Annotated in this window: 19 protein-coding genes and 2 tRNA genes; 8 read left to right on the top strand and 13 right to left on the bottom strand. The window is 68.6% G+C overall.

What is annotated here, in order from left to right; all coding sequences use genetic code 11:
• Window positions 1–159: 159 nt before the first annotated feature.
• From ASG83_RS04800 to dnaA, 9 genes are all read right to left on the bottom strand, one after another.
• Window positions 160–232 (bottom strand) — tRNA-Ala (locus ASG83_RS04800).
• A gap of 73 nt (window positions 233–305) precedes the next feature.
• Window positions 306–379 (bottom strand) — tRNA-Ile (locus tag ASG83_RS04805).
• Between the two features lie 65 nt (window positions 380–444).
• Window positions 445–852, bottom strand: coding sequence for a DUF3566 domain-containing protein (locus ASG83_RS04810; RefSeq protein WP_055857696.1), 408 nt, complete (start codon window positions 850–852; stop codon window positions 445–447).
• 12 nt (window positions 853–864) lie between these two features.
• Window positions 865–3435 (bottom strand): DNA gyrase subunit A, encoded by a 2571-nt coding sequence (gyrA, locus tag ASG83_RS04815; protein ID WP_055857698.1) that lies wholly within the window; start codon window positions 3433–3435, stop codon window positions 865–867.
• Window positions 3436–3498: 63 nt separating this feature from the next.
• The gene (gyrB, locus tag ASG83_RS04820) at window positions 3499–5496 is read right to left on the bottom strand and encodes a DNA topoisomerase (ATP-hydrolyzing) subunit B (protein WP_055857700.1); all 1998 of its coding nucleotides are present in this window, start codon (window positions 5494–5496) and stop codon (window positions 3499–3501) included.
• Window positions 5497–5654: 158 nt separating this feature from the next.
• The gene (locus ASG83_RS04825; RefSeq protein ID WP_055857702.1) at window positions 5655–6155 is read right to left on the bottom strand and encodes a DUF721 domain-containing protein; all 501 of its coding nucleotides are present in this window, start codon (window positions 6153–6155) and stop codon (window positions 5655–5657) included.
• On the bottom strand, window positions 6155–7315 hold the full coding sequence (gene recF / locus ASG83_RS04830; protein WP_055857704.1) for a DNA replication/repair protein RecF: 1161 nt from the start codon (window positions 7313–7315) through the stop codon (window positions 6155–6157). The genes ASG83_RS04825 and recF overlap by 1 nt, the downstream gene beginning before the upstream one ends.
• A gap of 10 nt (window positions 7316–7325) precedes the next feature.
• Window positions 7326–8468, bottom strand: coding sequence for a DNA polymerase III subunit beta (gene dnaN, locus ASG83_RS04835; protein WP_055857706.1), 1143 nt, complete (start codon window positions 8466–8468; stop codon window positions 7326–7328).
• 493 nt (window positions 8469–8961) lie between these two features.
• On the bottom strand, window positions 8962–10371 hold the full coding sequence (dnaA, locus tag ASG83_RS04840) for a chromosomal replication initiator protein DnaA (RefSeq protein ID WP_055857708.1): 1410 nt from the start codon (window positions 10369–10371) through the stop codon (window positions 8962–8964).
• Window positions 10372–10575: 204 nt separating this feature from the next.
• On the opposite strand from dnaA, the gene rpmH reads away from it, so the two are divergent.
• The 8 genes from rpmH (at window position 10576) to ASG83_RS04875 (ending at window position 15556) form a co-directional block, all read left to right on the top strand.
• Window positions 10576–10713: a 50S ribosomal protein L34 gene (rpmH, locus tag ASG83_RS04845; protein ID WP_022881903.1), complete on the top strand. Its 138-nt coding sequence runs from the start codon at window positions 10576–10578 to the stop codon at window positions 10711–10713.
• A gap of 8 nt (window positions 10714–10721) precedes the next feature.
• Window positions 10722–11066 carry a ribonuclease P protein component gene (gene rnpA, locus ASG83_RS12405; protein WP_055896524.1) on the top strand — a complete coding sequence of 115 codons (345 nt, stop codon included), beginning with the start codon at window positions 10722–10724 and terminating at the stop codon, window positions 11064–11066.
• A 2-nt stretch (window positions 11067–11068) separates the two neighbouring features.
• Complete coding sequence (gene yidD, locus ASG83_RS04850; protein WP_055859310.1) at window positions 11069–11380, top strand: membrane protein insertion efficiency factor YidD; 312 nt, start codon at window positions 11069–11071, stop codon at window positions 11378–11380.
• A gap of 8 nt (window positions 11381–11388) precedes the next feature.
• On the top strand, window positions 11389–12345 hold the full coding sequence (gene yidC / locus ASG83_RS04855) for a membrane protein insertase YidC (RefSeq protein WP_055857710.1): 957 nt from the start codon (window positions 11389–11391) through the stop codon (window positions 12343–12345).
• Window positions 12346–12347: 2 nt separating this feature from the next.
• Window positions 12348–12851: a R3H domain-containing nucleic acid-binding protein gene (locus tag ASG83_RS04860; protein ID WP_055859314.1), complete on the top strand. Its 504-nt coding sequence runs from the start codon at window positions 12348–12350 to the stop codon at window positions 12849–12851.
• A 179-nt stretch (window positions 12852–13030) separates the two neighbouring features.
• A complete protein-coding gene (rsmG, locus tag ASG83_RS04865; protein WP_055859316.1) occupies window positions 13031–13633 on the top strand; it encodes a 16S rRNA (guanine(527)-N(7))-methyltransferase RsmG in 603 nt (200 codons plus the stop codon).
• Between the two features lie 79 nt (window positions 13634–13712).
• Window positions 13713–14606 carry a ParA family protein gene (locus tag ASG83_RS04870; protein ID WP_055857712.1) on the top strand — a complete coding sequence of 298 codons (894 nt, stop codon included), beginning with the start codon at window positions 13713–13715 and terminating at the stop codon, window positions 14604–14606.
• Window positions 14606–15556 (top strand): ParB/RepB/Spo0J family partition protein, encoded by a 951-nt coding sequence (locus ASG83_RS04875; protein ID WP_055857714.1) that lies wholly within the window; start codon window positions 14606–14608, stop codon window positions 15554–15556. Before ASG83_RS04870 ends, ASG83_RS04875 begins: the two co-directional genes overlap by 1 nt.
• A 40-nt stretch (window positions 15557–15596) precedes the next feature.
• On the opposite strand, the gene ASG83_RS04880 is transcribed toward ASG83_RS04875, so the two are convergent.
• From ASG83_RS04880 to trxB, 4 genes are all read right to left on the bottom strand, one after another.
• Window positions 15597–16583 (bottom strand): D-alanine--D-alanine ligase, encoded by a 987-nt coding sequence (locus ASG83_RS04880; RefSeq protein WP_055857716.1) that lies wholly within the window; start codon window positions 16581–16583, stop codon window positions 15597–15599.
• A gap of 10 nt (window positions 16584–16593) precedes the next feature.
• Entirely contained in the window at window positions 16594–17901 is a 1308-nt protein-coding gene (locus tag ASG83_RS04885) for a PLP-dependent aminotransferase family protein (RefSeq protein ID WP_055857717.1), read from the bottom strand.
• Window positions 17902–18037: 136 nt separating this feature from the next.
• Window positions 18038–18361: a thioredoxin gene (gene trxA, locus ASG83_RS04890; protein ID WP_055857720.1), complete on the bottom strand. Its 324-nt coding sequence runs from the start codon at window positions 18359–18361 to the stop codon at window positions 18038–18040.
• A 32-nt stretch (window positions 18362–18393) separates the two neighbouring features.
• Entirely contained in the window at window positions 18394–19350 is a 957-nt protein-coding gene (gene trxB / locus ASG83_RS04895; RefSeq protein ID WP_055859319.1) for a thioredoxin-disulfide reductase, read from the bottom strand.
• Window positions 19351–19360 lie beyond the last annotated feature (10 nt).

Below are 19360 nucleotides of genomic sequence, written 5' to 3' on the forward strand. Positions count from 1 at the left end.
GAGAGCGTCCGGTGGACAACCAGACCGCGCTCGCCTGGCAGACCCGCAGCACGTGGCGACGCGCTATCACCGTCGCGGGAAGCGCGGAGCGTCGCGACCGCGCTCCTGACGCGGAGCGGAAGCGCGCCACAGGAGCGGCGGCGCGCCAGAGAAGCACAGTGGAGCCTAGGGGAATCGAACCCCTGACCTCCTGCTTGCAAAGCAGGCGCTCTACCAATTGAGCTAAGGCCCCGATCGACGACCAGCGTACCCGTCGCGGCGGTGCGGGCACGAAAAAGGCCCCGCCGAAACGGGGCCCGATCGCGTGGGGATACGAGGACTTGAACCTCGGACCTCTTCGTTATCAGCGAAGCGCTCTAACCGCCTGAGCTATATCCCCTCAGACCGGATATGACTGTACACGACCCGGTCACCTTCCCCGAAATCGGGGCGGATGCTCGCCGATCAGTTGTTCGTGAAGCCCACCAGCAGCCCGCCGGTGACCTTCACCGAGAGGTTGTAGAGCAGTGCGCCGATGGCGCCGAGCGCGGTGCCGCTGACGACGTTGAGCACGCCGACGATGATCGCGAAGAGCATCACCTGGCCGAGCGAGAGGATGGAGGCGAGGCTCGCGGCGTCGTCGCCGAGGATGTCCGCGAAGACCGAGTCGATGTCCTCGATGATGCCGATGGACTGCATGACGAGCCAGATGAAGAACGTCGCGACGATGAGCACGATCGCGCCGCACATGGCGATGAGGAACGACAGCTTCACCGCGGACCAGAAGTCGATGTAGACGAGCTTGAGGCGGACCTGCTTGGTGGGGGTGGATCGCTGCGACTTGCGCTGCAGCTTCTCGGCGACCGTGCTCACAGGGTGTCTTCCTTACTTCCCGGCCTCGGCCGCGTCAGCGGTCTCGGTTCCGTCGGTGGCGGCGTCATTCTCGGCGTCCGCCGTGTCGGCGTCTGATTCTTCCAGGTTTCGCTCACTGTTGCGCGCGATCGCGATGATGCGGTCGTCGTCGTCCGGTCGGGCGAACACGACGCCCATCGTGTCGCGACCCTTCGCCGGCACCTCCGACACCGCCGAGCGGACGACCTTGCCGCCGGCGAGCACGACGAGCACCTCGTCGTCCTCGGCGACGATGATGCCGCCGGCGAGTCCGCCCCGGTCGTCGTTGAGCTTGGCGACCTTGATGCCGAGGCCGCCGCGGCCCTGCACGCGGTACTGGTCGACCGCGGTGCGCTTGGCGTAGCCGCCCTCCGTGACGACGAAGACGTAGCCGTCGTCGTGCACGACCGAGGCCGACAGCAGGTGGTCGTCGCCGCGGAAGCTCATGCCCCGCACGCCCGAGGTCGAGCGGCCCATGGGGCGCAGCGCCGAGTCGCTCGCGGTGAAGCGCACCGACATGCCGCCGCGCGAGATGAGGAGGATGTCGCTCTCCTCCTCGGCGAGCATCGCCGAGACGAGCTCGTCGCCGTCGCGCAGGTTGATCGCGATGATGCCGCCCGAGCGGTTGGTGTCGTACTCGGTGAGCGCGGTCTTCTTCACGAGACCGTTGCGGGTCGCGAGCACGAGGAACTTCGCCGCCGCGTAGTCGCGGATGTCGAGGATCTGCGCGATCTCCTCCCCCGGCTGCAGCGCGAGGAGGTTGGCGACGTGCTGGCCCTTCGCGTCGCGACCGGCCTCCTGGATCTCGTACGTCTTGAGGCGGTAGACCCGGCCGGTCGTGGTGAAGAAGAGCAGCCAGTGGTGGGTCGTCGTGACGAAGAAGTGCTCGACGACGTCGTCGGCGCGCAGCTGCGCGCCCTTCACGCCCTTGCCGCCGCGGTGCTGCGAGCGGTAGTTGTCGCTGCGCGTGCGCTTGATGTACCCGCCACGGGTGACGGTGACGACCATCTCCTCCTCGGGGATGAGGTCCTCCACGCTCATGTCGCCGTCGAAGCCGAACATGATCTCGGTGCGGCGGTCGTCGCCGAACTTGTCGACGATCTCGGTGAGCTCGTCGGCGACGATCGAGCGCTGTCGCACCGGGCTCGCGAGGATCTCCTGGTAGTCGGCGATGAGCCGCTCGAGCTCCTCCGCCTGCTCCTGGATCTTCTGCCGCTCGAGCGCCGCGAGGCGGCGCAGCTGGAGATTGAGGATGGCCGTGGCCTGCAGCTCGTCGACGGCGAGGAGCTGCATGAGCCCTTCGCGAGCCTCCTCCACCGTGGGCGAGCGACGGATCAGGGCGATGACCTCGTCGAGGGCATCCAGCGCCTTCAGGTAGCCGCGCAGGATGTGGGCGTCCGCCTCCGCCTTCTTCAGACGGAAGGCGGTGCGCCGGACGATGACCTCGATCTGGTGCGACACCCAGTAGGTGATGAACCCGTCGATCGGCAGGGTGCGGGGCACCCCGTCGACGATCGCGAGCATGTTGGCGCCGAAGTTGTCCTGCAGCTGGGTGTGCTTGTAGAGATTGTTGAGCACGACCTTCGCGACCGCGTCGCGCTTGAGCACGATCACGAGGCGCTGGCCGGTGCGGCCCGACGACTCGTCGCGGATGTCGGCGATGCCGCCGAGCTTGCCCTCCTTGACGAGGTCGGCGATCTTGATCGCCAGGTTGTCGGGGTTCACCTGGTACGGCAGCTCGGTGATGACGAGGCACGTGCGGTTCTGGATCTCCTCCACCGTCACGACCGCGCGCATCGTGATCGAGCCGCGGCCCGTGCGGTACGCGTCGTGGATGCCCTTGACGCCGAGGATCTGCGCGCCCGTCGGGAAGTCGGGGCCCTTCACGCGCTGCATGATCGCGTCGAGCAGCGTCTCGCGGTCGGCCTCGGGGTTCTCGAGGTGCCACAGGGCGGCCGAGGCCACCTCGCGCAGGTTGTGGGGCGGGATGTTCGTGGCCATGCCGACCGCGATGCCGACCGACCCGTTGACGAGCAGGTTCGGGAAGCGCGAGGGCAGGATCGCCGGCTCCTGCGTGCGGCCGTCGTAGTTGTCCTGGAAGTCGACGGTGTCCTCGTCGATGTCGCGGACCATCTCCATCGCGAGCGGCGCCATCTTCGTCTCGGTGTACCGAGGGGCGGCCGCGCCGTCGTTGCCGGGCGAGCCGAAGTTGCCCTGGCCGGAGGCGAGCGGGTACCGCATCGACCACGGCTGCACGAGGCGGACGAGCGCGTCGTAGATCGCCGAGTCGCCGTGCGGGTGGAACTGGCCCATGACGTCGCCGACGACGCGCGAGCACTTCGAGAACGCCTTGTCGGGCCGGTAGCCGCCGTCGTACATGGCGTAGAGCACGCGGCGGTGCACGGGCTTGAGGCCGTCGCGCACGTCGGGCAGCGCGCGCCCGACGATGACGCTCATCGCGTAGTCGAGGTACGACCTCTGCATCTCCAGCTGCAGGTCGACCTGGTTCACCCGGCCGCCGGGGCCGGGGGAGGTGTCGTCGACGTCGGTGATGTCGTCGGCCATGGTGTCAGTCCTTCAGATTCGTGTCGTCGTGCGGGTCGGCAGTGCGGAGGGTGCGGGGCTCGATCAGATGTCGAGGAACCGCACGTCCTTCGCGTTCTGCTGGATGAAGTGGCGCCGCGATTCGACGTCCTCGCCCATGAGGGTGGAGAAGACCGAGTCGGCGACCGCCGCATCCTCGAGCGTGACCTGCAGCAGGGTGCGCGTCTCGGGGTTCATCGTCGTGTCCCACAGCTCCTGGTGGTTCATCTCGCCGAGACCCTTGTAGCGCTGAACCCCGTTGTCCTTGGGGATGCGCTTGCCCGCGGCCACGCCGGCCTCGAGCAGCGCGTCCCGCTCGCGGTCGCTGTAGACGTACTCGTGCTCCGAGTTCGTCCACTTCAGCCGGTAGAGCGGAGGCTGCGCGAGGTACACGTAGCCGAGGTCGATGAGCGGCCGCATGTAGCGGAACAGGAGCGTCAGCAGGAGCGTCGTGATGTGCTGGCCGTCGACGTCGGCATCGGCCATGAGCACGATCTTGTGGTATCGCACCTTGTCGGGGCTGAAGTCCTCGCCGATGCCCGCGCCGAACGCGGTGATCATCGCCTGCACCTCGGCGTTGCCGAGCGCGCGATCCAGGCGCGCCTTCTCGACGTTGAGGATCTTGCCGCGCAGCGGCAGGATCGCCTGCGTCTCGGGGTTGCGGCCCTGCACGGCCGAGCCGCCGGCCGAGTCGCCCTCGACGATGAAGATCTCCGACAGCGACGGGTCCTTCGACTGGCAGTCCTTGAGCTTGCCGGGCATGCCGCCCGACTCGAGCAGGCCCTTGCGGCGGGTCTGCTCGCGGGCCTTGCGGGCGGCGAGGCGGGCGGCCGCGGCCTGCAGCGCCTTGCGGATGACGTCCTTCGCCTGCGCGGGGTTGCGCTCGAACCAGTCGGAGAGGTGCTCGCCCGTGACCTTCTGCACGAACGACTTCGCCTCGGTGTTGCCGAGCTTCGTCTTCGTCTGGCCCTCGAACTGCGGCTCGCCGAGCTTGATCGAGATGACGGCGGTGAGGCCCTCGCGCACGTCGTCGCCGGAGAGGTTCTCGTCCTTCTCCTTGATGAGGCCCTTCTCGCGCGCGTAGCGGTTGACGAGCGTCGTGAGCGCCGCGCGGAACCCCTCCTCGTGCGTGCCGCCCTCGTGCGTGTTGATCGTGTTGGCGTACGTGTGCACCGACTCGGAGTACGCGGTCGTCCATTGCATGGCGACCTCGAGCGCGATGCGCCGCTCGGTGTCCTCCGACTCGAAGCTGATGATCTCGGGGTGGACCACCTCGATCTTCTTCGCCGAGTTCAGGAACTCCACGTAGTCGACGAGACCCTGCTCGTAGAGGAACTCCTCGTGGCGCGGCGCCGTGCTGACGCCCTCGCCGGTGTCGGCGGAGTGGTCCGGCTGGCGCTCGTCCGTGATCGCGATGCGCAGGCCCTTGTTGAGGAAGGCCATCTGCTGGAAGCGGGTCCGGAGGGTGTCGTAGTCGAAGTCGACCGTCTCGAAGATGTCGGCGTTCGGCCAGAACGTGATCGTCGTGCCGTTCGAGCTCGAGGCCTCGCCCTTGGCGAGCGGGGCATCCGGGACGCCGTTCTGGTAGCTCTGCCGGTAGACGTTGCCCTGACGACGGACCTCGACATCGAGCTTCGTCGACAGCGCGTTGACGACCGAGCTGCCGACGCCGTGCAGACCTCCGGAGACCGCGTAGCCGCCGCCGCCGAACTTGCCGCCCGCGTGGAGGATCGTCAGGACGACCTCGACGGTCGACTTCTTCTCGACGGGGTGGATGTCGACGGGGATTCCGCGGCCGTTGTCGACGACGCGCACGCCGCCGTCGGCGAGGATCGTGACGTCGATGGCGTCGCAGAAGCCCGCGAGCGCCTCATCGACGGAGTTGTCGACGATCTCGTAGACGAGGTGGTGCAGGCCGCGGGGGCCGGTCGAGCCGATGTACATGCCCGGACGCTTGCGGACCGCCTCGAGCCCTTCGAGAACCTGGATGTGGCTGGCGCCGTACGCCTCATCCGACGCAGGGGTTGAGGGGGTGGTGGCCATAGGGGATAGCGCTCCTGCCGAGTAGACCGATCGTGCTGGCACGGGCCGAAGAACAGGCCCCGCAGCGACGTGACAATCCTAGCAAAAATCCGGCCCTCAGCGGGCCTCTGACGCCCCTCAGGGGCGATTTCTCGCTCTGGGCGGAGTGATTCGCTATCTCAGCCGTAGGTATCGCGTGGGCCGCGCCCGGGAATCGACCGGGGGCCGCGCTTCCAGCTCGGTGCGCCCGGCCCGTCGAAGCGGATCGATCTCACGCCCGCATCGGGGTAGCGCTTCAGGATGGAGGTCAGGATATCGGCCCGCATGAGCCGCAGCTGCGTCGCCCACGCCGTCGAGTCGCACTGCACCGTGAGCACCTCCTCCTCGATGCCGACGGGCGTCGAGTGCGCAGCGGTGTCCTCCCCCACGAGCTCGGGCCACGACAGCAGCAGCTCGCCCTTCGCGAGCGGCGACGTCCAGCCCATCCGTGCGCTCATCGAGTCGATGACGTCGCCGAGGCCCGAGGGGTCGCGCCCGATGCCGAAGGGCACGGATGCCCCGCGGGCGACCGTGGACCGCTTGCGGGCATCCCCCGATCGCTTCGCCGGGTCGCCCATGAGCCGGCGCAGTCGCAGGTACACGGCCGCGGCCTCGGACTCGGGCTGCTCGCGGGCCGGCATCAGTCCTCGTCCTCCACGACGGCGCCGGCCGCGATGCGGACGGTCGTCGCGCGCAGCCGATCGGGGACGTCGCCGCCGACCGCGGCAGTGATGAGCACCTGCTCGAAGCCCTGCACCGCGTCGGCGAGACGCTCCCGCCGCCCCTCGTCGAGCTCGGCGAAGACGTCGTCGAGCACGAGGACGGGGTCGCCGGCGACGGCGTCCGTGCGCAGCACGTGCGCCGAAGCGAGCTTGAGCGCGAGCGCGTACGACCAGCTCTCGCCGTGGCTCGCGTAGCCGCGGGCGGGGAGCCCGTTGAGCTCGAGCACGAGGTCGTCGCGGTGGGGGCCGACGAGCGTGACGGCGCGCTCGAGCTCGGCCCGGCGGCGGTCGGCGAGGACGGAGCGGAAGCGCTCGCGCGTCGCCTCGGGGTCGAGCGGGGCATCCGCCGCATCGTCGTCGAGGTGCGGGCCGACCGCGTCGCCGTCGATCGAGTGCTGCAGGCCCAGGCGGGTGCGGTGGTCATCGCCCGCGACCGCGCGATAGGCGTCGGCAACGTGGGGGCGGAGGGCGGCGACGAGCTGCCAGCGCGCGACCATGAGCTCCGTGCCGAGGTCGACGAGGCGGTCGTCCCACACGTCGAGCGTCGTCAGTGCATCGGCGGCGATGCGCGAGGCGCGCGCCGACTTCAGGAGGGTGTTGCGCTGCCGCAGCACTCGCTCGTAGTCGGAGATCACACCGGCGAAGCGAGGGTTCCGCTGGACGACGAGCGTGTCGAGGAAGGTGCGGCGACCGCCGGGCTCGCCGCGGACGAGCGCCAGATCCTCCGGCGCGAACAGCACGCTCGAGAAGTAGCGCGGCAGCTCGCGCACGCGGATCGCTCCGCGATTGACCTGCGCCTTGTTGGCGCCGGTGCGATTGAGCTGGATCTCGATGACGAGCGCTCGATCGTCGTGCTGCACGCGCATCCGCACGATCGCGGACTCGGCGCCGAATCGGATGAGAGCCTGATCGGTCGAGACCCGGTGGCTCGAGACCGTGCTCGCATAGCCGATCGCCTCGACGAGATTGGTCTTGCCCTGGCCGTTGCGGCCGACGAACAGGACGGGACCGGGTGCGAGCTCGACCTCGGCGCGCGCGTAGTTGCGGAAGTCCGCGAGCGAGAGGTGGGTGACGTGCACGCCGCGAGCGCTAGCGCAGCAGCAGGTTCGGCTGCAGCAGGTAGCGGTAGTTGTCGGCGCCCGGCTGGTCCTTCGACGACTGGCTCGTGATGAGCACCGGCCCCGGCTTGTTGGGGTTGTCGGTCTTCGTGAACGAGATGCGCACGAACTCGCTGTGCACCGCGGCGAGACCGTCGATGAGGAACTGGGGCTTGAGCGACACGACCGTGTCGCCCCCGACGAGGTGCGCGTCGATCGTCTCGGAGGCCTGCGCGTTCTCGCTGCCGATCGCCTCGAGAGTGAGGCCGTCGACCGAGAAGCTGTAGCGGAGGGCGGCGTCGCGCTCGAGCACGAGGGCCACGCGACGGGTGGCCTCGATGAGCTCGGCGGTGTTCATGACCGCGTAGTTGTCGACCGTCTCGGGGAAGAGGCGCTTGACGGGCGGGAAGTTGCCCTTGATCAGCAGCGAGGTGACGGTCTTCTTGTCGGCCGAGAACGCGATGAGCTCGCGGTCGCCGCCCGTGACGATCGTGACCTCGATCTGCGCGGAATGGCCGAAGATCTTGCCGAGCTCGGCGAGCGTGCGCGCCGGCACGAGAGCGGTGACGCCCTCGGCGACGGCGGAGGACTCCCAGTCGATCTCGCGCACGGCGACCCGGTAGCGGTCGGTCGCGACGAGCGAGAGGCGGTTCTGGGCGATCTCGAGCTGCACGCCCGTGATGACGGGGGTCACGTCGTCGCGCGATGCGGCGACCGAGACCTGGCCGACGGCGTCGGAGAACGCGTCACCGGGCAGAATTCCGGCGGGGCCGTCGACGATGGGAAGGCTCGGGTACTCCTCGACGGGCATGCTCGAGAGGGTGAAGCGCGCCGACCCGCAGCGGACGGCGATCTTGTTGTCCTCCGTGGTGAACTGCACGGGAGCGTTGGGAAGCCGCGAGGCGATCTCCGACAGGAGACGGCCGGAGACGAGCACGGTTCCGTCCTCCTCGATGTCGGCGGTGATCGCCGTCTGCGCCGAGACCTCGTAGTCGAACGACGACAGCGTCAGGGTGTCTCCCTCGGCCCGCAGCAGGACCCCGCTGAGGATCGGGAGGGTGGTGCGCTGAGGCAGCAGTTTCACGGCGAACGACACGGCATCGGCGAAGACGTCGCGATTGACCTGGAACTTCACGGGCTCCCTCTCGGTCGTGAATGCTGCGGATGCTGCTGCCCCGGTTGCGGGGGCTTCAATACTGGCACAGCGCTGATGCGGCGCGAACAGCGCGGATTCCTGTCGTTCGAGCCCGGAAGGGTTATCCCCCTCGCTCATTCATTGAAAAGAAGTTCTAACACCGTTAACCGCTGTGCACAGTGTGGATAACTCGGTGGGAAACGCGGAATCAGGCTGAACCACATTCGTGTGATTTGTGGATGATCGGGTTCCGAAGTCGTGAACGTCCGGGGACGGATCTCGGCCGGCATCCGCGTCTCCTCACATGTTTCGGGGCGGACTCCACAATCCGTGCCCCCCTCATCCCCGGGTTATCCACAACCTCTCCCCAGTGTGCGAAACCCCCTCTGAAACTGGCAGAAAGCTGTGTGAAGACGCGAAAACGGCCCGGGCGCATGCCCGGGCCGCATCCCGGATCGCCGTGATCAGGAGGAGGGAGGAGAGCGGTGCCGCGTCAGCTGTAGCGGTGGTTCTGCTTGATGCGGCTCGTGAGCTCGGTGACCTGGTTGTAGATCGAGCGGCGCTCCTTCATGAGCTCGCTGATCTTCTTGTTGGCGTACATCACGGTCGTGTGGTCGCGGTTGCCGAACAGCTGCCCGATCTTCGGGAGGGAGAGGTTCGTCAGCTCGCGGCACAGGTACATCGCGATCTGCCGTGCCGTCGCGACCGCCTGCGAGCGGGATGAGCCGTAGAGGTCGTCGACCGTGAGCTTGAAGTAGGCGGCGGTGTGATTGATGATGTCGACCGGCGCGATGACGTTGTCCTCGTCGAGCGTGATGAGGTCCTTCAGGACGGTCTGCACGAGCTGCATGTCGACGGGCGTGCGGTTGAGGTTGGCGAACGCCGTGACGCGGATGAGCGTGCCCTCGAGCTCGCGGATGTTGCTCGACACCTTCGATGCGATGTACTCCAGCACGTCGTCGCGCACCTGCAGCTTGTCGTTCTGCGCCTTCTTGCGCAGGATCGCGATGCGCGTCTCGAGGTCGGGCGCCTGCACGTCGGTGATGAGGCCCCACTCGAAGCGACTGCGCATGCGGTCCTCGAAGCCCGTGAGGTGCTTCGGCGGCAGGTCGCTCGTGATGACCACCTGCTTGTTGTGGTCGTGCAGCGTGTTGAAGGTGTGGAAGAAGGCCTCCTGCGTCGAGTCCTTCCCCTGCAGGAACTGGATGTCATCGATCAGCAGGATGTCGATCTCGCGGTACCGCGACTGGAACAGGCTCGCGCGGTTGTTCGCGATCGAGTTGATGAAGTCGTTCGTGAACTCCTCGGAGCTCACGTACCGGACGCGGATTCCGGGGTACAGGCTCTCGGCGTAGTGGCCGATCGCGTGGAGGAGGTGCGTCTTGCCGAGCCCGGACTCGCCGTAGACGAAGAGCGGGTTGTACGCCTTCGCCGGAGCCTCGGCCACGGCGACGGCCGCGGCGTGGGCGAAGCGGTTCGAGCCGCCGATGACGAAATTGTCGAAGCTGTACTTGGGGTTCAGCCGGCTGTCGCTGCGGCGGTCGCTCGCGTTGACCGGGGTGGAGGCCTGCGGCTGCTCGATATAGGGAGTGGGCTCGATCTTCTCCACGGGAGCGTCGAAGCCGTCGTTCTGGATCTCGGGGTTGACGACGATCGCGAAGCTCGTCACGGCCTCGCCGGCGACGCCCGACAGAGCATTGAGAAGAGGCAGACGGATGCGCTGCTCGAGCATGCCGCGCGTCAGCTCGTTCGGCACCTCGAGGTAGAGCGTTCCGGCCATGACGCCGCGCGGCTCGACGAGGTTGATGAAGCCGTGCAGCTGGGGGGTGATGCGCTCGTCGGCGGTGAGGACGCTCTTGACCGAGTTCCACAGATCGACGGTGGAATCGGACTCATCCGTCATCGCTGGACTCCTCGGGGGTGAGTGGCACCGGTTTCAGCGGCAGCACGGTTCACCGCGGCGCGCCATAGCCCTCCACTGTAGACGGGAGCGGCGCGTCGTTACCAATGGTCCCGGCGGGNAACCGGTTGACTTCTGTCCGGGTCGGTTCTGCGATGTCCGGGCACCGCCCGTCGTCGCCGCCCTGCAGTGGCCGAGGAGATAACCATGAGCAAGCGCACGTTCCAGCCCAACAACCGCCGTCGTGCCAAGGTGCACGGCTTCCGCCTGCGCATGCGCACCCGTGCCGGCCGCGCCATCCTGGCCGCGCGTCGCCGCAAGGGTCGCACCGAGCTCTCGGCCTAAGACTCCCGGTGCTCGGCCGGGCCCACCGGGTCACGCACCCGGATGACTTTCGCGCCGCAGTGCGAAAAGGTCGTCGCGCCACCGCCGAGCACGCCGTGATCCACCGACTGCGCTCCCCATCTGCTGACGGACCCCGTTTCGGAGTCATCGTCTCCAAGCAGGTCGGGAGCGCTGTCGTTCGCAATCGGGTTCGTCGGCGCATCCAGGCCGTCTGCGCGATGGCGATCGCCGACATCCCCGTCCCGCCCACGGACCTCATCGTCATCCGCGCCCTCCCAGGAGCCGGAGAGATCGACTGGGATACCCTGCGGGCGGAGATCGACGGCGGCGTTCGACGGGTGGTGACGGCATGACGATGCTGCGCAGCACTGCGGTCCAGACCATCGTGCTTCTGCCGCGCAACGCGGTGATCGCCCTCCTGCGGGTGTATCGGGCGGTCGTGTCGCCCCTGTACGGCGATGTCTGCCGCTACTACCCGAGCTGCTCGGCCTATGCCCTCGGGGCCGTGCAGGAGCACGGCGTCGCGCGCGGCAGCTGGCTCACCGCACGACGACTCGCTCGCTGCCACCCGTGGGCCGAGGGCGGCATCGACGACGTACCCGTCCACGAGCACTCCCCCTACCGCCGCACGCGGTTCGGCTTCGTGGCCACTCAGAGAAAGGGATAATTCCCCTCATGGACTTCTTCAGCCTCATCCTGTGGCCCATCAAGTGGGTCATCGAGGCGATCCTCGTCGGCTGGCACTCGCTGCTCATGCTCGCGGGCATGGACGCCGCCTCCGGCGTGACCTGGGTGCTGTCGATCACGGGCCTGGTGCTCGTGGTGCGCGCTCTTCTCATCCCCGTCTTCGTCCGGCAGATCAAGAGCCAGCGGCGGATGATGGAGATCGCGCCGCAGCTCAAGAAGATCCAGGACAAGTACAAGGGCAAGCGCGACCAGTTCTCCCGTGAGGCCATGTCGCGCGAGACGATGGAGCTCTACAAGCGGACGGGCACCAACCCGCTCTCCTCGTGCCTGCCGCTGCTGCTGCAGATGCCGATCTTCCTCAGCCTGTTCTACACGCTGCAGAACGCCTACCAGGAGAAGCCCGGTGTCGGCCTGCTGAGCGAGGAGCTCTCGCGGCAGTTCGGTGAGGCCAACCTCCTCGGCCTCGCTCCCCTCGGTTCGTCGATGATCACCTCCGAGGGCAACGTGTGGGTGATCGTGATCGCCGTCGTGCTCGTGATCCTCATGACGGCGTCGCAGTTCATCACGCAGCTGCAGATCATGTCGAAGAACCAGTCACCGGAGATGAAGGCCTCTCCGATGTACAAGCAGCAGCGCATTCTGCTGTACCTGCTCCCCCTGGTTTTCGCGTTCTCGGGCTTCGCCTTCCCGCTCGGCGTGATGTTCTACTGGTTCGTCTCCAACATCTGGACGATGGTGCAGCAGTTCATCGTCATCCGGAACATGCCGACGCCCGGCTCGGAGGCGGCGCTCGCTCGCGAGGCCCGACTGGCGAAGAAGCGCCAGCGCCGCGGTCTCCCGACGATCGTGGAGGATGCCCCTGAAGCGGCGCCCGAGGAGCCCAAGAAGACCCAGCGCCAGCAGCCGGTCGGCAAGAACCGCGCCAAGAAGAAGACGGGGAAATGACCATGACCGATGTGAGCGAGCAGGACGTCGACCAGACCGAGTCGAGCGGCCAGACGCTGCACGACGAGGGAGAAATCGCGGCGGACTACCTCGAGGAGCTCCTCGACCTCGCCGACCTGGACGGCGATCTCGAGATCGAGTCGCGCGCGGGTCGCGTCTATCTGTCCGTCGAATCCGAGAGCCCGGATGACCTGCGCCTGCTCTCGAAGCCGGATGTCGTCTCGGCTCTGCAGGAGCTCACTCGACTGGCCGTCCACGCGCGCACGGGCGAGTTCTCCCGGCTGATCCTGGACATCGGCGGGTCGCGGGATGCGCGTGCGCAGGAGCTCTCGCTCCTCGTCGATCGCGCGGTCGAGCGGCTCGAGGCCGGCGCGTCCTCCGCCGCACTGCCCCCGATGTCGAGCTACGAGCGCAAGCTCGTGCACGATCTCGTCGCCGACCGCGGCTTCACCTCGGAGTCCGAGGGCGAGGGCGCCGACCGTCACACGGTCATCCGTCGCGGCTGAGCACTCCGTTTCACGTGAAACATCCTGAGACCGCTCCCCCGAACGTGCCCGGCGACGCCGAGTCCGTCGTGGCTGTCGAGCTCGACGCTGTCGACGGCGGCGTCAGCACGACCGACGCCGGGGCCGTCCGCGATGCGAGCGGTCTCGCGGCGCTCGAGGCGGAGCCCGCCGCGGCGCCGATCCTCTTCGGCGAGCGGATCGAGCTCGCTCGTCGTTTCACTCGCGATCTCGCCGAGCACGGCGAGACCCTCGGTCTCATCGGGCCCCTCGAGCCTCCGCGACTCTGGACGCGTCACGTGCTGAACTCCGCAGTGCTCGCTCCGCTCATCCAGGAGGGGGCTCGTGTCGGAGACATCGGGAGCGGGGCCGGGCTGCCCGGTCTCGTCCTGGCGATCGCCCGACCGGATGCGCGCTTCGTGCTCATCGAGCCCATGGAGCGGCGCTGCGACTGGCTCCGCTCCGAATCCGACCGCCTGGGCCTGGAGAACGTGACGGTCCTCCGCGCTCGGGCCGAGGAGGCGTTCTCCGCGGCGCCTCTCGACCAGGTCACGGCGCGCGCGGTCAGTGCACTGCGCACCCTCATCCCCCTCGCGGCGCCGCTCGTGCGCCGCGGCGGCGAGCTCATCCTGCTGAAGGGCGCACGCGTCCACGATGAGGTCGAGGCCGCGCGCAAGCAGATCGCGAGGCACCGGCTCTCATCGATCGCGGTCATCGAGCTCGGCGCCGGTCTGGTGCCCGAAGCGACGCGCGTCTTTCGGGCTACAGTGGACGCAGCGTCCTGAGCCCGTCGGCTCGGCCGCGACCGGCGGGCGTCGATTCGACGCCCGTTTCACGTGAAACATCGAATCGGGAGGCTCTCCGATGACTGCGGGCGGCAGCTACGACGAGTCCACTCCCCTCGCACGGGAGATCGCGGACATCACGCGTCGTCGCATGGCCCTGCAGCAGAAGGATCTTCCGCTCCCCCCGGCTCCGCGCGTCTTCACCGTCTCGAACCAGAAGGGCGGTGTCGGGAAGACCACGACCACCGTCAACCTCGCGGCGGCGCTCGCGCGGTCGGGCGCTCGCGTGCTCGTGATCGACCTCGACCCGCAGGGCAATGCGTCGACCGCGCTCGGCGTCGAGCACCGCGCCGACACCCCGAGCGTCTACGACGTGATCGTCGGCGAGGCCGAGATGGACGACGTCGTGCAGAAGAGTCCCGAGTTCGATCACCTCTACTGCGTGCCGGCGACCATCCATCTCGCGGGCGCCGAGATCGAGCTCGTCTCGCTCGTCGCGCGCGAGCAGAGACTGCGCACCGCGCTCGACACCTACCTGCAGGAGGTCGACGAGCCCGTCCACTACGTTTTCATCGACTGCCCTCCCTCGCTCGGCCTCCTCACGATCAACGCCTTCGTGGCCGCGCGCGAGGTCCTCATCCCGATCCAGTGCGAGTACTACGCGCTCGAGGGCCTGAGCCAGCTGCTCAACTCGATCAAGCTCATCGAGAAGCACCTCAACCCCGATCTGCGGGTCTCCACCATCCTCATGACGATGTACGACGGCCGCACGAACCTCGCCCAGCAGGTGGTCGCCGACGTCCGCGAGCACTTCCCGGACCTCGTGCTCTCCACCCTCATCCCCCGTTCCGTGCGGATCAGCGAGGCGCCGTCGTTCGGGCAGAGCGTCATCAGCTACGACCAGTCGTCCGCCGGCTCCCTCTCGTACCTCGAGGCCGCCGCGGAGATCGCTCAGAGAGGGGCGGGGCAGTAATGGCCACCAAGCGCACAGGACTCGGACGCGGCATCGGCGCGCTCATCCCCATGAGCGACGGCGATCGGGATCGCCCGGTCGACGTCTTCTTCCCGCCCGCACCCGACTCCGCCGAGCTCGCCGCCGTCCCGGGTGCGCGTCTCGCGGCCATCGCGCCGAGCGACATCGTGCCCAACCCGCAGCAGCCGCGCACGGAGTTCCGCGAGGAGGAGCTGTCCGAGCTCGTGCACTCCGTGCGCGAGTTCGGGGTGCTCCAGCCCATCGTCGTCCGTGAGCGCGCGGGCGCCCAGCAGGGCGAGCCGCAGTACGAGCTCATCATGGGCGAGCGTCGGCTCCGGGCATCCACCATCGCCGGGCTCGAGACGATCCCCGCGATCGTGCGCAACACCGCCGATGAGGACATGCTGCGGGATGCCCTGCTGGAGAACCTCCACCGCGCCCAGCTGAATCCGCTGGAGGAGGCGAGCGCCTACCAGCAGCTGCTGGAGGACTTCGGCATCACCCAGGAGCGTCTCGCCGAGCGCCTCGGCCGCTCGCGCCCGCAGATCAGCAACACGCTGCGACTCCTGCGCCTGCCCGAGGCCGTCCAGACGCGGGTCGCCGCCGGCGTGCTGAGCGCGGGGCACGCGCGCGCGATCCTGTCGACCAACGAGCCCGAGCTCATGCAGCGCCTCGCCGACAAGATCGTCAACGAGGAGCTCTCCGTCCGCCAGGCGGAGGCCGTCGCACAGCAGTTGAGCGGTGCGGCGGGCACCCGCAAGCAGAAGAAGCCGGCCCCCGGGGGGCGCCAGGCGCAGCTCGCGGAGATCGCCGAGCGGCTCGGAGACCGGCTCGACACTCGCGTGAGCATCTCGTTGGGCGCGAAGAAGGGCTCGATCGTCATCGACTTCGCGACGATCGGCGACCTCAATCGCATCCTCGGCGAGCTCGGCGACGACGGATTCCGCTAGCCGTCAGCGGAGGCAGAGCGGCTCAGTAAAACCGCTCTGATCAGGACTTTCTCGACCCGACCTCGTCGCGGATGGCCGCCTGGGCGAGCTCGGCGTAGACCCACCCGACGTCGTGGCCCGCGGCCTCGAGCGCGAGCGCGATGGTCGAGGTCTCCGTGAGCCCGGGCATGACGCTCGCCTCGAGGAACCACGGAGTTCCGGCGCCGTCGACGACGAGATCGATGCGGCTCAGATGGCGGAGGCCGAGCGCCTGGTGCGCCGCGAGGGCGATCGCGGTCGCCCGCTCCGCGACGTCGTCGGCGATGCGGGCGGGGGCGTAGAAGCGGGTCTCCCCCGCGTTGTAGCGCGCCTCGAAGTCGTAGACGCCCGAGAGCGGCTCGATCTCGACCGCGGGGAGGGCGACGGGGCCGTCGCCGGTGTCGATGACGCCGATCGCGATCTCGGTGCCGCGGATGCGCTGCTCGATGATCGCGACGTCGCAGTACGTGTACGCCTGCACCATCGCGCGGCGCAGCTCATCGTCGGTCGCGACGAGGCTCACGCCCTGCGCCGACCCGCCCTGGGCGGGCTTGACCGCGAGCTCCCCCGGCAGCTCTCCGCGCACGACGGCGAGCACGCTCTCGGCGCCCAGCTCGCGGAACGCGTCGCGCGTCAGGGTGATCGAGTGCGGGGTCGGGACGCCCGCGCGCTCGACGAGGGTCTTCGCGGCGGGCTTGTCCCACGCCAGGCGGGTCGCCGCGGCGCGCGAGCCCACGTAGGGCACGCCCAGGAACTCCAGGAGGCTCCGCAGAGCGCCGTCCTCCCCGCTCGCACCGTGCAGCGCGGGCCAGACGACGTCCGGTCGGTCGGCGAGGAGGGCCGGGAGGAGCGTGGCGTCGGGATCGCGCAGCTCGACCTGCAGCCCGTGCGAGGCGAGCGCGTCGGCGACGCGGCGCCCGGAGCGCAGCGAGATATCGCGCTCGTGCGAGATTCCGCCGGCGAGCACGACGACGCGCTGGGCCGGGGGATCGAGGGGGGTTCGGGTCATGCGATCGGGCTCATCCCAGGTTCGGCGGCGGGCTGATGACGTGCGGCTCCGGCAGGACCAGATCGACCGGGCCCGTGGGGTGGAAGGTCGACAGCAGCTCCTGCTCGCCGCGCACGACGCTCGCGAGGCGGCGGACCCCCTCGCGAATCTCGCTCGGTGGCGGGTAGCAGTACGACAGGCGCAGGTTGGCGCGCCCCGAGCCGTCCGCGAAGAACGCCGTGCCCGGCGTGTAGGCCACGAGCTCCTTGACCGCGCGCGGGAGCATCGCCTTCGCGTCGAGGCCGTCGGGCAGGGTGACCCAGACGTAGAAGCCGCCGTTCGGGTTCGTCCAGCTCAGATCGGGCAGGTAGTGCTCGAGAGCGTCGATGAGGGCATCCCGCCGCTCTCGGTACAGACCGCGGAAGGTGTCGATCTGCCCCTTCCAGTCGGCGTTCGCGAGGTAGTCGCTCACGACGAGCTCGTTGACGGCGCTCGGCGAGAGGATCGCCGACTCCGCCGCCAGCACGAGCTTCTCGCGGATCGCGTGCGGCGCGAGGGCCCAGCCGATGCGGAAGCCCGGCGCGAGGGTCTTGGAGAACGAGCCGAGGTACACGATGCCGTCGGTCTCGACCGAGCGCATGGCGTGCGGGGCCGGACGATCGAACCAGAGCAACCCGTAAGGGTTGTCCTCGACGATCAGAACGCCCTCGCGACGCGCGATCTCGATGATCTCGAGCCGGCGCTCCCAGCTGAGCGTCACCCCGGCCGGGTTGTGGAAGTTCGGGATCAGGTACAGGAACTTGATGCGGCGCCCCGCGGCCCGCAGCGACGCGATGCGCTCGACGAGCGCGGCCGGGATCATGCCGTCGGCGTCCATCGCGATGTGGCTGACCTCGGCCTGGTACGAGCGGAAGATGCCCATCGCGCCGACGTATGACGGCGACTCGGCGAGCACGACGTCGCCCGAGTCGAGGAAGAGCTTGGCGATCAGGTCGAGCGCCTGCTGCGAGCCGGTCGTGACGACGACGTCGTCGACGCCCGCGCGGACCCCCTCGAGCGCCATGATCTCGAGGATGTGCTCGCGCAGCTCGGGCGTCCCCTGCCCCGATCCGTACTGCAGGGCGCGGGCGCCCTGGTCGCGCATGACGCGCTCCATCGAGGTGCGGATGCTCTCCAGGGGCAGCGCGCTGACGAAGGGCATGCCGCCCGCGAGAGAGACCACCTCGGGGCGCGAGGCGACCGCGAACAGGGCTCGGACCTCGGAGGCGCTCAGGCCTGCGGTGCGGTCGGCGTAGAGGCCGTACCAGGGGTCGAGATTGGTTCCTTCGCGGGGAATCACGCCGTTTCACCACCCATCACGCGGCTGCCCGATGCGGCAGTGCCTTCCAGGATACGGCCGGAACGACGATCGGCCCGCCCCGTGGGGCGGGCCGATCGTCGCATCCCGAACAGAAGGATGCGCGGGGCGGGGCGGACTACGCCAGGAACTCGGCCAGATCGGCCTCGAGAGCCGGCTTGGGCTTCGCGCCGATGACGGTCTTGACGACCTCGCCGCCCTTGAAGACCTTCATCGCGGGGATCGAGGTGATCTGGTACTTCATGGCCGTCTGGGGGTTGTCGTCGACGTTGAGCTTGACGATGTCGATCTTGTCGGCGTTCTCGGTCGCGATCGCGTCGAGGATCGGCGAGACGGCGCGGCAGGGGCCGCACCACTCGGCCCAGAAGTCGACCATGATCGTCTTCTCGCTGTTGAGGACCTCGGCCTCGAAGGTGGCGTCGGTGACGTCGCGCGTGCTCATGAATCTCTCCTAGGGGTTGCGGGTTCTGCGGTTCAGACGGTCGCCGACGCGGTCTCGCGCGCGGCGTCGTGCAGGGTCTCGAGGTAGTGCTGGGCGTCGAGCGCCGCGACCGTGCCGCTGCCGGCGGCCGTGATGGCCTGGCGGTAGGTCGGATCGACGACATCGCCGGCGGCGAAGACGCCCTCGACGCTCGTGCGCGAGGAGCGGCCCTCGACGGCGATCGTGCCGTGCTCGGTGAGGTCGAGGACGCCGTGCACGAGGTGCGTGCGCGGGTCGGCGCCGATCGCGATGAAGAGGCCGGAGACGTCGAGCGTGGTCTCCTCCCCCGTGACGGTGTCGACGAGGCCGACGCCCGAGACGAGGTCCGAGCCGTAGATGTGCTCGACGGTCCTGTTGAAGACGAACTCGATCTTGGGGTCGTTCTTCGCGCGGTCCTGCATCGCCGCGGAGGCGCGGAGGGTCTCGCTGCGGTGGATGACGTAGACCTTGTCGGCGAAGCGCGTGAGGAAGGTCGCCTCCTCCATCGCCGAGTCGCCGCCGCCGACGACAGCGACGGTCTTCTGACGGAAGAACGCGCCGTCGCACGTGGCGCACCACGAGACGCCGTAGCCGCTCAGGCGCTCCTCGTCTGCGATGCCGAGCTTGCGGTAGGCCGAGCCCGTGGCGAAGATCACGGCGTGCGCCTCGTGGCGGTCGCCGTTGCCGAGGGTGACCGACTTGACGGGGCCCTCGAGCTCGAGCGACACGACGTCGTCGTAGACGATCTCGGCGCCGAATCGCTCGGCCTGCTGCTGCATGCGGGTCATGAGGTCGGGGCCCATGACGCCCTCGGGGAATCCGGGGAAGTTCTCGACCTCGGTCGTCTTCATGAGCTCGCCGCCGAACTCGACCGAGCTCGCGATGACGAGCGGCTCGAGGTTGGCGCGCGCGGCGTAGATGGCGGCGGTGTAGCCCGCGGGGCCGGAGCCGATGATGATGACGTGGCGCATGTCGTTCCTC

This window comes from Yonghaparkia sp. Soil809, assembly GCF_001429705.1.
GTDB lineage: Bacteria > Actinomycetota > Actinomycetes > Actinomycetales > Microbacteriaceae > Microcella.

Bases quoted from the DNA above. Each gene is read 5' to 3' on its own strand.
- dnaA (WP_055857708.1), bottom strand. From the start codon at position 10,371: ATGACGGATGAGTCCGATTCCACCGTCGATCTGTGGAACTCGGTCAAG.
- yidD (WP_055859310.1), top strand. From the start codon at position 11,069: ATGCTGCGCAGCACTGCGGTCCAGACCATCGTGCTTCTGCCGCGCAAC.
- ASG83_RS04875 (WP_055857714.1), top strand. From the start codon at position 14,606: ATGGCCACCAAGCGCACAGGACTCGGACGCGGCATCGGCGCGCTCATC.
- ASG83_RS04870 (WP_055857712.1), top strand. From the start codon at position 13,713: ATGACTGCGGGCGGCAGCTACGACGAGTCCACTCCCCTCGCACGGGAG.
- ASG83_RS04880 (WP_055857716.1), bottom strand. From the start codon at position 16,583: ATGACCCGAACCCCCCTCGATCCCCCGGCCCAGCGCGTCGTCGTGCTC.
- ASG83_RS04860 (WP_055859314.1), top strand. From the start codon at position 12,348: ATGACCGATGTGAGCGAGCAGGACGTCGACCAGACCGAGTCGAGCGGC.
- yidC (WP_055857710.1), top strand. From the start codon at position 11,389: ATGGACTTCTTCAGCCTCATCCTGTGGCCCATCAAGTGGGTCATCGAG.
- gyrA (WP_055857698.1), bottom strand. From the start codon at position 3,435: ATGGCCGACGACATCACCGACGTCGACGACACCTCCCCCGGCCCCGGC.
- rpmH (WP_022881903.1), top strand. From the start codon at position 10,576: ATGAGCAAGCGCACGTTCCAGCCCAACAACCGCCGTCGTGCCAAGGTG.
- gyrB (WP_055857700.1), bottom strand. From the start codon at position 5,496: ATGGCCACCACCCCCTCAACCCCTGCGTCGGATGAGGCGTACGGCGCC.
- trxB (WP_055859319.1), bottom strand. From the start codon at position 19,350: ATGCGCCACGTCATCATCATCGGCTCCGGCCCCGCGGGCTACACCGCC.
- trxA (WP_055857720.1), bottom strand. From the start codon at position 18,361: ATGAGCACGCGCGACGTCACCGACGCCACCTTCGAGGCCGAGGTCCTC.
- ASG83_RS04825 (WP_055857702.1), bottom strand. From the start codon at position 6,155: ATGCCGGCCCGCGAGCAGCCCGAGTCCGAGGCCGCGGCCGTGTACCTG.